Consider the following 14,396-nt stretch of genomic DNA (forward strand, 5'->3'; position numbering starts at 1 on the left):
GGACATCTTGATTCAACCACTTTAATTGGTAATTTCTTTTTCGGAAATCACCTTATAACCTTGATAAACCAGCTTTACTGCCAACGCTTTCCTGACCTCACGCGCATCTGGACGATTATCTATAAATTCTTGTAGTTCTGCGATCGCAGCTTGTAGATTCTGGTCTATCATTGTCCCCTATTAGACAGATACGTTCCTCCGTATTATCTCGTAACCTTTTTCAGAAATCAAATATGATTCCTATATAGCAGAAAATTATTTACTCCAAGTAAGAGCGACACCCTCTGTTCCTTTGTACTACCTCTATGACTCTCTGGCAAGGCTTGCAGTATACCCTGGAAGCAATAATCAAGTGCAAGAGGAAATCCTTAAAAAAGTTGCGGTTAACCAGGAGACAATAAAAGACTGGGCACGTTATGCACCCATGAATTATTTACATAAATATCATTTAGTGCAAGCAGAGATTGCACGAGTTTCAGGTCAGTTGCTTGAGGCAGAAGAATTCTATGAACAAGCTATTCTTGGAGCCAGAGAAAATGGATATATCCAAGAAGAAGCGTTAGCTTATGAATTGGCTGCAAAACATTATTTGGTGCGAGGTAGAAAAAAGTTTGCCCAAACCTACATGAAAGAAGCTCACTACTGCTATGAACGTTGGGGAGCAGTTGCAAAGGTCAAAGATTTAGAGACTCGCTATCCGCAGCTATTTCCTCAGCCATTGGGTATGGCTTATACACCAATTCATACAACTTCTGGAACCACCTCTAATAACTCAGACATCGCTTTCGATTTAGCGGCAGTACTAAAAGCATCCCAAGCGATTTCTAGTGAAATGGAACTGGATCAATTGCTCAGTTCTTTGATGAAAATCTTAATTGAGAATGCTGGCGCACAAACAGGATTTCTGATTTTGGAAAACTTAGGAGAATGGGCGATTGAGGCTGCTTGTGAACTCAATGATGGTAAGAATGTCTGTGCTACACAAGTACTGCAATCCATCCCACCAGCAAATCGATTGCCTGAATCAATTATTAATTATGTGATTCGGACTCATGAATCTGTGATCTTAAATGATGCCACTTGTGAAGGTAATTTTGTCAATGAGCCATACATTCAACACAACCAAACTCAATCGATTTTCTGTTTGCCACTGCTGAACCAAGGTCAGCTTGTGGGCGTATTGTATCTCGAAAATCAATTAGCAACTGGAGCGTTTACACCAGAGCGATCGCAAGTTTTGCATCTGTTATCGACCCAAGCAGCGATTGCAATCGAAAATGCCAAACTCTACTCAAAGCTACGGAAAAGCGAAAGTCAGATGGCGCAATTTCTAGAAGCTGTGCCAGTCGGAATTGGAGTGGTGGATGCGCTGGGTCGCCCTTGCTACGCCAATCAACAGGCAATTCAGCTATTGGGCAAAGGGATTATTCCTGGTGCGACACCAGAGCAACTTGCAGATATTTATCAACTTTATTTAGCGGGAACAGAGCAACCATATCCGATTGAGAACTTGCCAGTGATGCGGGCGTTGAGTGGCGATCGCACGAGAATTGACGATTTAGAAATTCGCCAAAACAATGCAATCATTCCAGTTGAAGCGTGGGGAACTCCAGTATTCGACGAACAGGGCAATGTGATTTATGCGATCTCAGCTTTTCAAGACATCAGCGAACGCAAACAAGCAGAGCAATTGCTAGCCGATTATAATCGCACCTTAGAACAACAGGTAGCAGAACGAACAGCAGCTTTACAGAAAAGCGGAGCAGATCTGCGCGCACGAGAACAGGAGCTACGACTGATTACCGACGCTCTCCCAGCTTGTATCTGTTATGTAGATACAGATCGGCGCTATCGATTCGCCAACCGAACTTATGAGGAATGGTATGGCTGTAGTCGAGATGAAATTCTGGGTAAGCAGGTTCGTGAAATCATGAGTGAGGCAGCTTATCAAATTATTGAACCGTACATCAATCAAGCGCTAGCAGGACAGATTATAACCTATGAGGCAGAAGTCCCTTTGCCGTTGGGCAAAAAGTATGTTGCTGTTACCTCCATCCCCGATTTCGATCTCAATGCTCAGGTGAGAGGATACTATGGTCTGATTACAGATATCAGCGAACAGCGAAACGCTGCACTGCGCGAACGCAAACGTGCAGAAGATGCATTAATTTTGGAAAAACGCAACCGTATGGCGCGAGAAATACACGATACACTAGCCCAAGCTTTTACTAGTATCATAGTTCACTTAGATGCCGCCTCCCAGCGCCTCAAGCTCGATCCAGATGCCGCCCAGTCACACCTGAAAACAGGGCGCGTTTTAGCGCGTTCTGGGCTTGCCGATGCTCGCCGCTCGGTAGAAGCACTCCGCCCGCAGATATTAGAAGAAGGGGATTTGTATAGCGCCCTTGAACGATTCATGACTCAGATGTTTTACCTTACACCCGTTCGGGTAGTTTGTACCACGATCGGCGAACTCTATGCTTTACCGAATGAAGTCGAAGTGAATCTGCTTCGCATCGGGCAAGAGGCGTTAACCAATGCTTTTAAGTATGCAAATGCGAGCGAAATCTGTGTTGAGTTGCGGTATGAGCCATCGCAGTTCGTCTTGCAGATCGAAGACAATGGTCAAGGGTTTAAAAGCAGCAGTCTGTCTATCGGTCGGGGCTTTGGGTTACTCGGAATGACCGAACGCGCCCAACGCATTGGAGCAGAATTGACGATTGTGAGTCACCTTGGACAAGGTACAGAAATTGTAGTCAGAGTACAAACGCCATGACACACCGCTTAACCGCTACACCTGACTCCTCTGCGATCCGCATCTTGATTGGCGATGACCATCCATTTATGCGAGAGGGTCTAACAGCCGTACTCGATTATAAACCGGATATGACCGTAGTTGGGCAAGCCTGCAACGGTTACGAAGCAGTAGAATTGTTCCGCCAACATCAACCCGATGTTACATTGATGGATTTGCGGATGCCTGAACTGAGTGGCGTTGACGCGATCGCTACCATCTGTGCTGAGTTTGCAGATGCTCGGATTATTGTCCTGACAACCTACGACGGTGACGAAGACATCTATCGGGGACTGCGAACAGGCGCAAAAGGCTATGTCTTAAAAGATGCAGAACCAGACGAACTACTGACAGCGATTCGGGCAGTTCACAACGGACAACAATATATCCCCCCTGCCGTGGGAGCAAAACTGGTGCAGAGGATGCGGAGTCCAGAACTGAGCGATCGCGAGTTAGAAGTGCTGCGCCTGATGGCAACAGGCAAGAGTAATTTAGAGATTAGTACTGCCTTAGCGATCGCTGAGGGAACGGTCAAATTCCATGTGAAAAATATTTTGAGCAAATTGGGAGTGAGCGATCGCACTCAAGCGATGATTGTTGCGCTCAAGCGCGGTATTATTACACTTTAAGAATTGAACTGCCCATGCCAATCTTGACGGTAGAAACCCTATGCTCTGAAGCAGCAATCTTTTCGGCAGCCGAGTTCCAGCATCCAGAACCCATTCTTTACGGTGTCACAGACGGTAAAGCTGTTGGAACGTATTTAGAGCAGAAGTTTAGACTTTATCTAAAAGGAAAATATGAGTTTTTGGAAGGTAATTCAGCAAGTGGAATCGACTTTCCTGGTTTGCTTGTTGACGTAAAAGTAACCAGCATTAGACAACCTCAGTCGTCATGTCCCTTTAAATCTGCACGACAAAAGATTTTTGGTCTTGGATATTCGCTGATTATTTTTGTTTACGACAAAGCAGACAACAGTACAAGCCGAACAGCAACTTTAAGTATTTTATACACAGTTTATGTAGCTGCTGAAAGAACAGCAGATTTCCAGATGACTCGTGGAGTTCGTAATATTTTGGACAATGAAGGCAATAAAGATGATTTGATTGCATTTATGCTGGATCGAAACCTGCCTGTTGATGAGATTGAAGCAGCAAACATTGTGGATGAAATATTTGCGAATCCTCCAATCCAAGGATTTTTAACAATTTCTAATGCTTTGCAATGGCGGCTTCAATATGGAAGAGTCATTGAGCGTGCTGGGCAAGAAGCAGGTGTAGTTGCTGTTTATAGGGCAATCTTATGATTCAGATTCCTGCAAAGCTGAAAGCGGAGTACGGAGACTTTCAAACTCCATCAGAGTTAGCTGAAAAAATTTGCCATAAACTATTAGAGCTTGATGTAATTCCTGATGTGATTGTTGAGCCAACCTGTGGTATTGGCAACTTTATTCAAGCTGCCGCAAATTCGTTTCCATCGGCAAGTAAAATCATTGGATTGGAAATAAATCAAGATTATATACAAGAAATTAGCAAAAACAATCAGCTTTTAAACGATCAAAGAATCCAAGTTCAGCAAGGAAATTTTTTTGAGTTTGATTGGTCATCATTAAGTGATGAGTTTAATGGAAAAATCTTGATACTAGGAAACTTCCCTTGGGTTACTAACTCTCAACAAGGTTTAATAGGTAGCGAAAATTTGCCCCAAAAAAACAATTTTCAGAATCACAAAGGTTTAGAGGCAATCACAGGTAAGAGTAATTTTGATATTTCTGAGTGGATGTTAATTCATTCAATTCAGTGGTTGCAAAAGCATGAAGCTTATCTGGCAATGCTATGCAAAACTTCTGTTTCAAGAAAATTATTGAATTACATTCATTCCCAAAGTTTAAATCTTGCTTACTGTGCAACTTACAAAATAGATGCCAAAAAATATTTTAATGCAACTGTTGATGCTTGTCTTCTATTTTGCAAATTTGACTTAGATTCGCAAAACTATTTTTGTGATGTGTTTAATAATCTTAACTCCAATAATTATTACCGAATAGGTTATCGTAACAACACTCAAATTAGAGATGTAATATCTTTCGATAAGCTACAAGATTTACATAGTCCGAAGATGGGATTAAAATGGCGATCTGGCATTAAGCATGATTCTTCTGTTGTCATGGAACTTTCTAAAGTTAATGATATTTTTACCAATGGGCTAGGAGAAGTTGTCGATATTGAGGAAACTTATCTGTTTCCTTTGGCTAAAGGTTCTGATGTCGCTCAGAATCGGACAAAAAGCCTTAATCGATATGTTTTAGTTACTCAAAGATGTATTGGTGAAACAACTGAGTATATCAGAGAATTAGCTCCTAAAACTTGGAAATATTTAGAGACTCATTCAGAATATTTAGATAGTAGAAAAAGCAAAATTTATAAAAACAGTTTCCGTTTTTCTATATTTGGAGTTGGCTCATATACATTCGCTCCCTGGAAGATTGCAATTTGTGGATTTTATAAAAAACTAGATTTTAGGCTAGTTGGAAAAATGGATGATAAAGCTATTGTCTTTGATGATACTGTCTATTTTCTAAGTTTTGATGACGAACAAGTTGCTAGCCAAATATTTGCACTTTTGACTTCTACACTAGCAATAGAGTTCTACTCTTCTCTAATTTTTTGGGATGAAAAGCGTCCAATTAAGTCTAGTATCTTGAACACCTTAAATTTGTCTGCTTTAGCAAAAAGACTATCTATAGATTTGTAATGATTTTTATTATTACAAATCATTGACCGCACTTTCCGGCAATTTTCTCAGATACCTGCTCTTGAGGATAGGTTGTTTCTAGCCCTAAGAGTAAGTTGATTCCTATCCCTGTTACTAGTGCAAAAACTCCCCGCAGGGGATGCGACAAAGTGGGGTCAATTTTCATATTCTTAGAATCAAGAAACGATATTCAATTTCTTACTGTTATTTCTAGCATTTTCATCGCTAAGATGCTATCCACAGACCGCATAAAACAACAATGAGTCAGACAAGCGATCACGACAGGCTGCTCATGCCAATTTCAGAACATGACCATACCCAAGGAACAATCGATGCATCAGTCGTTTTAGTGGAATACGGTGACTATCAATGTCTTTCCTGTAGTGAGGTTCACAGGATGATTCAAGAGATTCAGCAACAAATCCAATTGTGCTTTGTATTCCGCCATTTCCCGCGCATACATCTTCATCCCCAAGCACAAAAGGCAGCAGAAGCAGCAGAAGCCGCCGCCGCACAAAATAAATTTTGGCAGATGCACAATCTCTTATTTGCAAATCAATCCGCACTTGACGACGGCTATTTTCTAGAGTGTGCCAATCAGATACAGCTTGACATTGCTCGATTCCTTCGGGATATGACAGACCATGTTCATACTGAACGGGTCACTCAAAACATTCAAGGTGGCATACAAAGCGGTGTCATTAGTACACCAGCCTTATTTGTCAACGGAGTTCGCTATAGGGATGCATGGGATACACAGAGACTACTCGCAGCGATTCTCTAGGGAAATGGCTACGCCAACACGTCAGCTAGAAATTCTGAATCTATTTGATAGGTGTGGGATATCTGCTAAGACTACTGCTCAAGCTATCTCAAAACTGTTTTTGTTTGAGGTTGAGGTTGAATGAACCAAATGAACTCTCTGGAAATAATCAAGAAAGCTTACATTTACTTAGGAGAAAAAGATATTTCTAATTATTTTTGCCTGATGTCTCCTAATGTCGAGTTTTATCAAACGGAAGAACTCCCTTGGGGTGGTCAGTATCGTGGTTTTGATGAGATTAAAGATTTTTTATCAAAGATTTTTCCACTGATTGATTCTTCAGTCGAGATATCTTACTACATTCACGCAGGCGAGCAAACTGTTGCGATCGGCAAGACGAGTGGCATAGCAAAACTAACTGGGAAATCATTCAGTTGTAACTTGGCTCACATTTGGACAGTCAAGGAAGAAAAAATTGTTCGATTAGAAGTTTACATCGACACTGATGCAATGAAAACCGCACTGACATTAGCCTAACAAGTTGGTTCAATTCGTCTTATTTAGGACTTACGCAAAAATCGCCCAAAAGCTTAATTTGTCGAACCGCCTTCGCGTAGCGTCTTGTAGAGAAGACGCCAAGAACGCCAACGCGCAGCGCGTCTCGCAGAGAATAATTCGTAGAGTGTGCGTAAGTCCTATTATTTATAAAATATTTCACAGGTTTTAACAGGAGGTTCACAGATGAAGATTTTTGTCGCAGGGGCGACGGGAGTGATTGGTCGTCCGCTAATCGCGCAATTGCTTGCCAAAGGTCATGATGTAGTTGCATTGACCCGTTCTTCAGAAAACACGCAAACTTTAGCCGAACAAGGTGTGGAACCTGCGATCGCAGATGTATTTGATGTAGATGCAGTCAAAGCGGCTCTCGTTCGCGCTCAACCAGAAGTGGTGATTGAACAACTCACAGCTTTACCCAAAACCTACACTGGCGAATCAATGAGTGCTGCTGCACCACTCAACCATCGTATTCGTCTAGAAGGCGGTGCTAATGTGTTAGCAGCAGCACAAGCAGCAGGCGTGCGTCGATATTTGAGGCAGTCGATCGCATTTTGGGGGATTCCTGGTACGGGATTAGCAGACGAAGAAACACCGATATCCTTGGATGCTTCGCCCGCAGTTGCAGCAGATGCACATACAGTGACCGAAATCGAGCATCGCCTCCTCAAAACGTCAAATCTAGAAGGGATTGTCCTACGCTATGGCTTCTTCTACGGGCCTGGCACTTGGTTTACTACTGATGGCGACGTTGCAAACCAAGTACGACAGCAACAATTCCCAATTGTGGGGAATGGGGAAGGCGTATGGTCATGGTTACACGTTGAGGATGCAGCGATCGCTACAGTTGCGGCAGCAGAGCGAGGTAATCCCGGCATTTACTTAATTACGGACGATCGCCCCTTAGAAGTGCGCGAGTGGCTCTCAGCTTTTGCTCGTTGGTTGAATGCGCCACCACCTTCCCAGATATCAGTTCAAGAGGCTCTAGAAATAGGTGGTGCGGATGCTGTTTACTACGGTACTCAAATGCGCGGCGCATCAAACGCCAAGGCAAAACGCCAACTGAATTTTCAGCCGCGACCTTTGGAATGGCTGGTTGGAAATGCTGTGGCTCATACCAATTCGCAATGGGCTTCGCTACGCTAACGCAATTACTTTTTGTAATGGGGATTTTACCCCAAGGTAGAAGAAAAATGAAGATTGCTCAATATGGAACAGTGATCGCAGTTCTTCATGCGATCGCCAACGGACTGCATGGTTTAGCACATATAGAAATCCCAGTTGCCCTATCTTTGCTTCAGAGTTTATTTGTGGGGATTGTGATTTTTCTAACTCCCATCATTGCCGCCGTTTTACTTTGGACGCAGTTTTACCACATCGGTAGCTGGCTATTGGTGAGTTCAATAGGTGGATCGCTGCTTTTTGGAATTTACAATCATTTCATCGTAATTAGCCCCGATCATGTGTCTCAAGTTGCCTTTGCAGGTTGGGGAATGCTATTCCAAGTCACAGCTATCCTGATATTAATTGTGGATGGATTTGGCTGTTGGGTTGGTATATGGGCATTGAAAACGACAACTCAGCAACAACAAGTCTTATGAGTTTTTTCAAGTTCATATTTATTTATCATCAGGGTTGATCTAATATGTTCGATCTCGAACAAACTATTAAAGACCGACACTCAACACGCAAATTTTTATCTCAACCAGTACCACGAGCTTTGCTCGATGAAGCCCTCGCTTTAGCGCAGTGTGCGCCGTCAAATTCAAACATCCAGCCGTGGCGGATGGTGTTTGCTGTTGGTGTCCGTCGCGATCGCCTCCAAAAGGCTTTGCTAAACCAAGCCAAGCAACAACAGCCCAACATCCCGCCACTTCCAGAAGCCTTCCGGCATTACCGCCAGGAACTAGGCGTACAAGTCTACGGGGCGATGGGGATTACTCGTGACGATAAAGCAAATAGAGAACTGGCAGTTCTCCGTAACTACGAATTTTTTGGCGCACCAGTGGTTGGTATTGTTTGTATGCATCAAGACCTCGGTGTTGCGGATGCTTTGAGTGTGGGGATGTATCTACAAACACTAGTTTTGTGCCTAACTGCTCGTGGTCTTGGCACTTGCGTAGAGGTTTCGCTAGCAGGTTATCCCGAAATCATCCGTAACGAATTAAATATCCCACCGGAATTATTGATTATTTGTGGTTTAGCCGTTGGCTATTCCGATCCTGATTTTCCTGCGAATCATCTACATATCAGCCGTGAGGCTGTTGAGAAAAACGTTGCGTTTCTCGACCATTGAAGGCTATTTTTCTTATTTATTTAGAAGATTTTGACATGGATAATACAATGGCTCCAACCAATTCACCTGTTGTAATGTCTCCCGAAGTTACATTGGTTCCTAATAACTCACTATTGACCGAGACACCAGAGGAAGGACGACAACTGGCAGTAAAAATGGCCCGGCTAATTATTAAACTGACTCAGCCTGATGAAGAAAAACGCAAACAGTTACGAGATGTATATGGTAACGATGCCATGATGCTAATTGCCGTTGGACAAACGGTTGCAACAGAGTTTGCCACGATCGCCGCAGCTAATAATTACTGGCGTAAGTAATATCTCGAAAGCGTCAAATCAGTAATTTGCAAGAGAGGTGATTTCAATGACACCCAAAGTAGAAACCCTAGCCAAACTCTACCTAGAAGGAGAATCTGTCGAAATCTCAGACATCGCTCAATTAGAACTCTGTAACTGGCTGATGAGCGAGTTCCAACAACTTCCGATTAATCCGATGTTCTCCAACTATATGCGCTATCGTACTGCGGCCCAAATGTGTGCGGATATTGCCCAACAGCAGCTTTGGGTGTCGGCTGATAGTTACGATAGCGAGATTTATCCGAATCCGTTTTATGGTTTTGCGTTCCTAGCAATTCACGATTATTACCACTGTGTAGCAAATGCTGACTTTAGCCTTGAAGGAGAAATCACTGCTTACCGCACACTTGCAAATCGAGTCCCCAGTTTAGAGATTCAAAAAATTATCTACTCTGAAATTGTGCTGAAATCGTCTGCTCACATTTACTTGGGTCATTCACCTACATCCAAACTCGTGTTTCCCTAAACGTTTACATATTGGGAGTAGAACTTATGGCTTCAACAATGACTAGCAAAAGTTGATCGCAATCAAGAATTTTGCCGATAAAGTGACTCAACCAGCCTGGAAGTCAAGCGAGCGTGGTATCAGGTATCTGACAATGATCGCATGATTTCATCAGAATTAGAGCGTTTTATGGGGAAGCGTATCCAGGCAACCGTCATTTCCCCCTGCCCCCTTCCTGCTAGACAAGAGCATTAGGCTAATAGTTTGTCCCTTAAATTTAGGACTTACGCACACTCTACGAATTCTTCTCTACGAGACGCTGCGCGTTGGCGGTTCGACAAATTAAGCTTTTGGGCGATTTTTGCGTAAGTCCTAAAATTTAGTAATCTGTTCTGATTTTGGAGGAATGCATTATGAAAGTTTTGATTAGAGCGATCGTCAGTTTTTTCGTATTCATTGTAGATGTAGTGTACGGAAATCGTTCCTACGCCCGGTTTTATATGTTGGAAACCATCGCCCGCGTTCCTTACTTTTCTTATCTATCGGTGCTGCATTTTTACGAGACATTGGGTTACTGGCGCAAAGCTGACTTGTTGAAAGTTCACTTTGCTGAAACCTGGAACGAATTACATCATCTGTTGATCATGGAATCACTGGGGGGCGATCGCCTCTGGATCGATCGCTTCATTGCTCAACACGTTGCTGTAGCTTACTACTGGGTGGTTGTGCCGATTTACATGTTGTTTCCCTCTTACGCCTACTATCTGATGGAACTGATTGAAGGTCATGCCTACCACACCTATGACGAATATTTGCAAACCAATGAAGCCCAACTGAAAGCTCAAAAAGCGCCCCAGGTTGCAATCAACTTCTACCGCGATGGCGATCTCTATATGTTTGATGAAGTTCAGACTGCACCAGGTCATGAATTTCGCCGTCCCAAGGTAGATAATTTATACGACGTGTTTGTGAACATCCGTGATGACGAATGCGAACATGTGAAAACTATGGTGGCACTCCAGAAACCACAAGCGCGGCTAACATTCAAAAGTCCCCATACGGTTTTTGAAGTCACAAAAGTTTTATCGAGCGAAGCAGAAGTTTGACCAAATAATTACTAATTCCTAATACTCCCTCCGCGAGAAGCAAGCTACATAATTAAAAGTACAAGCTCCTGACTTTAGTTTTGCAGACAAATTTATTATACGCTTTCTCAACTGGTATATAAGTAAGTTGCACGTTGCTGCTCGACGAGATCCAGTGGTGGCCATTGCATTTTTGAAGGTGACAAACTTGACGGCTTCCCCCAAAAGCCTGATACACCCTATAATTTCTCTGAGGGTACTATTGGGTAACATTTTACAGGTTGGCATTCCTAGAGTAGTCAACTACAAAAGGAACAGCAATGCACAAATGTATTCTAATCAATTGTGACTTTCACGACGAGTAGATTAAGTTGTTGCAGAATTTGCAGCTTTTACCCATTAGACGTTAAGCATTTTATCCAATTTCTAATCGACGGTATCGAATATGAACTACACACTCAAAAATAAACGCGCACTCGTCACTGGAGGAAGTCGCGGTATCGGGGCCGCCATCGTTAAGCGTTTGGCAACTGAAGGTGCTGATGTCGCTTTCACCTATATCAGCTCGCCCGATCGCGCCAAGGAAATCACGCAGGCGGTGCAGGCGCTTGGTGTTCAGGCTTTGGACATCCAAGCCAACAGCGCTGAAGCTAGTGAGGTGGTGGCTGCTGTTGAACAGACAGTAGAGAAATTGGGTGGCATTGATATCCTTGTGAATAATGCAGGTGTAGTGCAGATGGCTCCTATTGATAATTTCACGCTTGCGGACTTTGATCGCACCTTTGCCATTAATGTGCGTGCCGTATTTGTGGCGACCCAAGCCGCAGTCAAGCATATGCAAGAAGGCGGACGCATCATCAACATTGGCAGCACCAACGCCGAACGTATGCCATTTGCCGGCGGCTCTGTTTATGCCATGAGCAAATCTGCTTTGCAAGGGCTTGTGCAAGGGCTGGCGCGTGACCTCGGCCCACGTGGAATTACGATCAATAACGTGCAGCCTGGGCCGATCGCTACGGATATGAATCCCCCAGAGGGTGAGTTTGCCGAGATGCTCAAAAAGCAGCTAGCACTGCCCCGCTACGGCACTGTTGAGGAGGTTGCAGGGATGGTCGCTTATCTAGCTGGGTCTGAGGCAGCTTACATCACTGGTGCAAACCTAATGATTGATGGAGGGTTCAGCGCCTAACTGCCGCAGGTGTAGCGAATTGCAAACATCAACCCTCAAAACCGCGTATCCTCAGCAATGAGTGGATACACTAACTGCAAGTATACTGTAACCCATAGTCAGAGATATTTTTAGCTTCCTGAATCAAATCAGTAGTTCGCTACAAGTGAGGAATAATGCGTATATTCATCTAAAATTGTCAATGACTATATCCAGTGTATTTCCAGTATGGAGAATCCCAAGGAGGTATCTTTGTCAAAGATTTACTTTTATTTATATATCTGGTTAAAACAGCACCGTATAGCCGTTGGAGGAGTCCTGCTTGTGATCGCAATCACAGGCTGTAATGCCTCTGTTAAATCGCAGCCACCTGCTAATACCCCATCGGTTGCAAATCTCATCGCGTCCAGTCCGACCCCAGCATCGGTCTCTCCTACACAAAGCGCTGCTAATACCAAGCCGCCTGAGCAGCAAGCAGTCCAAGTCATTCGTGACTATTATAGTGCGATCGCACGTCAAGACTACAAACAAGCTTATTCAGCTTGGGAGGGAAATGGCGCTGCTAGCAAGCAATCGTTTGAGCAGTTCAAGCAGGGTTTTGCCAACACCACATCCGTTGCTGTAGAAGTTGGAAAACCCGGTAGACCAGACCCAGGTGCAGGCTCAATCTACATTGAGATTCCGGTTACTGTGACTGCGATCGCCACCAATGGAACCCCGCAGCGATTTCGCGGCAGCTATGTGCTGCGACGAGTCAATGATGTTCCTGGCTCCACTCCAGAGCAGCGTAGATGGCATCTCTACTCGGCGAAAATTACTCCAGTCAAGTAGCCTGCGGCAAAACGCTGGTTTTCCAAGATTCAAGGCTAAAACCAGCGTTGCTTCAACCCCAAGAAAATCATAGAGGTTGATTTAAAATGATTACTTTATATACTGCCCTTTCTCTATGGGGGCTACCCAGTATTAGCCCAGCCTGTATGGAGCTTGAAACCTGGCTTCGCATGGCAAAGCTGCCTTACAACACGGTCTTGATCACAGCAGACAATTTTGAGCTAGCTCCCAAGGGTAAGGTTCCTTTTATTGACTATCAGGGAAAACTGGTGGGTGATGCAGCCTTAATCATCGAGATGCTCAAGCAAAAAGAAGCAATTAATCTGGATGCTGGTTTGACTCCCGTTGAGCGCTCAATTTCTCTAGCGTTCCGCCGCACCATCAAAGAGAACACCTTTTGGGGAATACCCTACATTCGCTACAACATAGAAAAAAACTGGCAACACTTTCGAGCAGTGTTAGCGCAGGCGCTATTCCCTGAGACTCCAATAGAATCATCAGAACCGTTTGCTGAAGAGTTTCGTAAAACGGTGCTCTCTCAAATGCATGGTCATGGAATAGGTCGTCATAGCAGTGAGCAAATCATTCAGATTATCTGTGCTGATTTTCAAGCTCTCTCAGACTTTCTGGCAGACAAACTGTTTTTTATAGGAGAGCAACCCACAACCTTAGATGCAACTGTCTATGGCTACATTGGTAATTTCATTAAGCCACCCTATAGCAGCCCAATTGTTGACTATGCTCTCCAACGGGCAAATCTCTGCGATCACTATGAGCGAATGACTCAGCAGTTTTTCAGCGAACGGTCTTTAAACCAATCAATTCCCGTTCATTCCTGACTAAATTAATCTATCAAAGACAAGTTTAATACCAGAATCTTGCTACTGCGACGGTAATTGGCGATCGCCTAGATTTGCTTGAACAGGTGTACCTAGCGGGGTATAAAACTATGGTAAAAATCCTTTTCTACTCAAATGTAAGGAAATAGAAGCTCAAAACAACCTTGGGCATGGATATTTTACGATGTAAAACACCTTCAATGGTACGTAAAGAAATTTATGTTTATTTGCTTGCTTATAATCTACTTCGTAGCTTAATATGGAAGGTTGGCATTACTTATAATACCCCTCCTTTACATTTATCATTGCAAGGTACTCGCCATCATTTAAATAACTTTATTCCCAAATTAGAGGCTGCTGACTCTCAAAAACGCCTCAGTCTTTATTGCACTTTACTTAAAGTTATTGCTCACAAGGCTGTTCCAGAACGCCCAGGTCGAAGTGAACCACGAGTTCGTCAAGTCGCTTCTCGAAATTAAAAATTAAAAATATAAAATTAAAAATTGCAAT

The 14,396-nt window shown here is 43.5% G+C and carries 18 protein-coding genes; 16 read left to right on the plus strand and 2 right to left on the minus strand.

What is annotated here, in order from left to right; all coding sequences use genetic code 11:
* Window positions 1-21 precede the first annotated feature (21 nt).
* Window positions 22-171, minus strand: coding sequence for a hypothetical protein (locus tag ACFFAP_RS26485; protein ID WP_375514038.1), 150 nt, complete (start codon window positions 169-171; stop codon window positions 22-24).
* A gap of 253 nt (window positions 172-424) precedes the next feature.
* On the opposite strand from ACFFAP_RS26485, the gene ACFFAP_RS26490 reads away from it, so the two are divergent.
* From ACFFAP_RS26490 to ACFFAP_RS26505, 4 genes are read left to right on the plus strand one after another with little or no spacing between them, the layout of a single operon-like run.
* A complete protein-coding gene (locus ACFFAP_RS26490) occupies window positions 425-2,776 on the plus strand; it encodes a PAS domain-containing protein (RefSeq protein ID WP_375514037.1) in 2,352 nt (783 codons plus the stop codon).
* Complete coding sequence (locus ACFFAP_RS26495) at window positions 2,773-3,423, plus strand: response regulator (protein WP_375514021.1); 651 nt, start codon at window positions 2,773-2,775, stop codon at window positions 3,421-3,423. The genes ACFFAP_RS26490 and ACFFAP_RS26495 overlap by 4 nt, the downstream gene beginning before the upstream one ends.
* A gap of 14 nt (window positions 3,424-3,437) precedes the next feature.
* Entirely contained in the window at window positions 3,438-4,100 is a 663-nt protein-coding gene (locus ACFFAP_RS26500) for a restriction endonuclease (protein WP_375514022.1), read from the plus strand.
* Window positions 4,097-5,548: an SAM-dependent methyltransferase gene (locus ACFFAP_RS26505; protein WP_375514023.1), complete on the plus strand. Its 1,452-nt coding sequence runs from the start codon at window positions 4,097-4,099 to the stop codon at window positions 5,546-5,548. The genes ACFFAP_RS26500 and ACFFAP_RS26505 overlap by 4 nt, the downstream gene beginning before the upstream one ends.
* 19 nt (window positions 5,549-5,567) lie before the next feature.
* Here the strand turns inward: ACFFAP_RS26505 and ACFFAP_RS26510 are convergent, their stop codons facing one another.
* On the minus strand, window positions 5,568-5,714 hold the full coding sequence (locus ACFFAP_RS26510; protein WP_375514024.1) for a hypothetical protein: 147 nt from the start codon (window positions 5,712-5,714) through the stop codon (window positions 5,568-5,570).
* Between the two features lie 93 nt (window positions 5,715-5,807).
* On the opposite strand from ACFFAP_RS26510, the gene ACFFAP_RS26515 reads away from it, so the two are divergent.
* The 12 genes from ACFFAP_RS26515 to ACFFAP_RS26570 all read left to right on the plus strand — a co-directional run bounded on the left by ACFFAP_RS26515 (window position 5,808) and on the right by ACFFAP_RS26570 (window position 14,365).
* Window positions 5,808-6,332, plus strand: a complete 525-nt coding sequence (locus tag ACFFAP_RS26515) for a DsbA family protein (protein ID WP_375514025.1) — start codon at window positions 5,808-5,810, stop codon at window positions 6,330-6,332.
* A 129-nt stretch (window positions 6,333-6,461) separates the two neighbouring features.
* Window positions 6,462-6,848, plus strand: a complete 387-nt coding sequence (locus ACFFAP_RS26520; protein WP_375514026.1) for a nuclear transport factor 2 family protein — start codon at window positions 6,462-6,464, stop codon at window positions 6,846-6,848.
* Between the two features lie 204 nt (window positions 6,849-7,052).
* A complete protein-coding gene (locus ACFFAP_RS26525; RefSeq protein ID WP_375514027.1) occupies window positions 7,053-8,012 on the plus strand; it encodes an NAD-dependent epimerase/dehydratase family protein in 960 nt (319 codons plus the stop codon).
* Between the two features lie 47 nt (window positions 8,013-8,059).
* Window positions 8,060-8,467: a hypothetical protein gene (locus tag ACFFAP_RS26530; protein WP_375514028.1), complete on the plus strand. Its 408-nt coding sequence runs from the start codon at window positions 8,060-8,062 to the stop codon at window positions 8,465-8,467.
* 44 nt (window positions 8,468-8,511) lie between these two features.
* Window positions 8,512-9,162 carry a nitroreductase gene (locus ACFFAP_RS26535; RefSeq protein ID WP_375514029.1) on the plus strand — a complete coding sequence of 217 codons (651 nt, stop codon included), beginning with the start codon at window positions 8,512-8,514 and terminating at the stop codon, window positions 9,160-9,162.
* Between the two features lie 35 nt (window positions 9,163-9,197).
* Window positions 9,198-9,479, plus strand: coding sequence for a hexameric tyrosine-coordinated heme protein (locus ACFFAP_RS26540; protein WP_375514030.1), 282 nt, complete (start codon window positions 9,198-9,200; stop codon window positions 9,477-9,479).
* A 46-nt stretch (window positions 9,480-9,525) separates the two neighbouring features.
* Window positions 9,526-9,984: a hypothetical protein gene (locus ACFFAP_RS26545; RefSeq protein WP_375514031.1), complete on the plus strand. Its 459-nt coding sequence runs from the start codon at window positions 9,526-9,528 to the stop codon at window positions 9,982-9,984.
* Between the two features lie 392 nt (window positions 9,985-10,376).
* Complete coding sequence (locus ACFFAP_RS26550) at window positions 10,377-11,069, plus strand: alternative oxidase (RefSeq protein ID WP_375514032.1); 693 nt, start codon at window positions 10,377-10,379, stop codon at window positions 11,067-11,069.
* Window positions 11,070-11,493: 424 nt separating this feature from the next.
* Window positions 11,494-12,237 (plus strand): 3-oxoacyl-ACP reductase family protein, encoded by a 744-nt coding sequence (locus tag ACFFAP_RS26555; RefSeq protein ID WP_375514033.1) that lies wholly within the window; start codon window positions 11,494-11,496, stop codon window positions 12,235-12,237.
* A gap of 231 nt (window positions 12,238-12,468) precedes the next feature.
* Window positions 12,469-13,047 (plus strand): hypothetical protein, encoded by a 579-nt coding sequence (locus ACFFAP_RS26560; protein ID WP_375514034.1) that lies wholly within the window; start codon window positions 12,469-12,471, stop codon window positions 13,045-13,047.
* Window positions 13,048-13,133: 86 nt separating this feature from the next.
* Window positions 13,134-13,886, plus strand: coding sequence for a glutathione S-transferase family protein (locus ACFFAP_RS26565; protein WP_375514035.1), 753 nt, complete (start codon window positions 13,134-13,136; stop codon window positions 13,884-13,886).
* A 170-nt stretch (window positions 13,887-14,056) separates the two neighbouring features.
* Entirely contained in the window at window positions 14,057-14,365 is a 309-nt protein-coding gene (locus ACFFAP_RS26570; RefSeq protein ID WP_375514036.1) for a hypothetical protein, read from the plus strand.
* Window positions 14,366-14,396 lie beyond the last annotated feature (31 nt).

The sequence above is a fragment of the uncultured Nostoc sp. genome (genome assembly GCF_964245575.1).
In the GTDB taxonomy this organism is placed as follows: domain Bacteria; phylum Cyanobacteriota; class Cyanobacteriia; order Cyanobacteriales; family Nostocaceae; genus Nostoc.

Excerpts from the sequence above, each read along its gene's own strand:
- ACFFAP_RS26485 (WP_375514038.1), bottom strand. The coding sequence starts at position 171 with ATGATAGACCAGAATCTACAAGCTGCGATCGCAGAACTACAAGAATTT.
- ACFFAP_RS26490 (WP_375514037.1), top strand. The coding sequence starts at position 425 with ATGAATTATTTACATAAATATCATTTAGTGCAAGCAGAGATTGCACGA.
- ACFFAP_RS26495 (WP_375514021.1), top strand. The coding sequence starts at position 2,773 with ATGACACACCGCTTAACCGCTACACCTGACTCCTCTGCGATCCGCATC.
- ACFFAP_RS26500 (WP_375514022.1), top strand. The coding sequence starts at position 3,438 with ATGCCAATCTTGACGGTAGAAACCCTATGCTCTGAAGCAGCAATCTTT.
- ACFFAP_RS26505 (WP_375514023.1), top strand. The coding sequence starts at position 4,097 with ATGATTCAGATTCCTGCAAAGCTGAAAGCGGAGTACGGAGACTTTCAA.
- ACFFAP_RS26510 (WP_375514024.1), bottom strand. The coding sequence starts at position 5,714 with ATGAAAATTGACCCCACTTTGTCGCATCCCCTGCGGGGAGTTTTTGCA.
- ACFFAP_RS26515 (WP_375514025.1), top strand. The coding sequence starts at position 5,808 with ATGAGTCAGACAAGCGATCACGACAGGCTGCTCATGCCAATTTCAGAA.
- ACFFAP_RS26520 (WP_375514026.1), top strand. The coding sequence starts at position 6,462 with ATGAACTCTCTGGAAATAATCAAGAAAGCTTACATTTACTTAGGAGAA.
- ACFFAP_RS26525 (WP_375514027.1), top strand. The coding sequence starts at position 7,053 with ATGAAGATTTTTGTCGCAGGGGCGACGGGAGTGATTGGTCGTCCGCTA.
- ACFFAP_RS26530 (WP_375514028.1), top strand. The coding sequence starts at position 8,060 with ATGAAGATTGCTCAATATGGAACAGTGATCGCAGTTCTTCATGCGATC.
- ACFFAP_RS26535 (WP_375514029.1), top strand. The coding sequence starts at position 8,512 with ATGTTCGATCTCGAACAAACTATTAAAGACCGACACTCAACACGCAAA.
- ACFFAP_RS26540 (WP_375514030.1), top strand. The coding sequence starts at position 9,198 with ATGGATAATACAATGGCTCCAACCAATTCACCTGTTGTAATGTCTCCC.
- ACFFAP_RS26545 (WP_375514031.1), top strand. The coding sequence starts at position 9,526 with ATGACACCCAAAGTAGAAACCCTAGCCAAACTCTACCTAGAAGGAGAA.
- ACFFAP_RS26550 (WP_375514032.1), top strand. The coding sequence starts at position 10,377 with ATGAAAGTTTTGATTAGAGCGATCGTCAGTTTTTTCGTATTCATTGTA.
- ACFFAP_RS26555 (WP_375514033.1), top strand. The coding sequence starts at position 11,494 with ATGAACTACACACTCAAAAATAAACGCGCACTCGTCACTGGAGGAAGT.
- ACFFAP_RS26565 (WP_375514035.1), top strand. The coding sequence starts at position 13,134 with ATGATTACTTTATATACTGCCCTTTCTCTATGGGGGCTACCCAGTATT.
- ACFFAP_RS26570 (WP_375514036.1), top strand. The coding sequence starts at position 14,057 with ATGGATATTTTACGATGTAAAACACCTTCAATGGTACGTAAAGAAATT.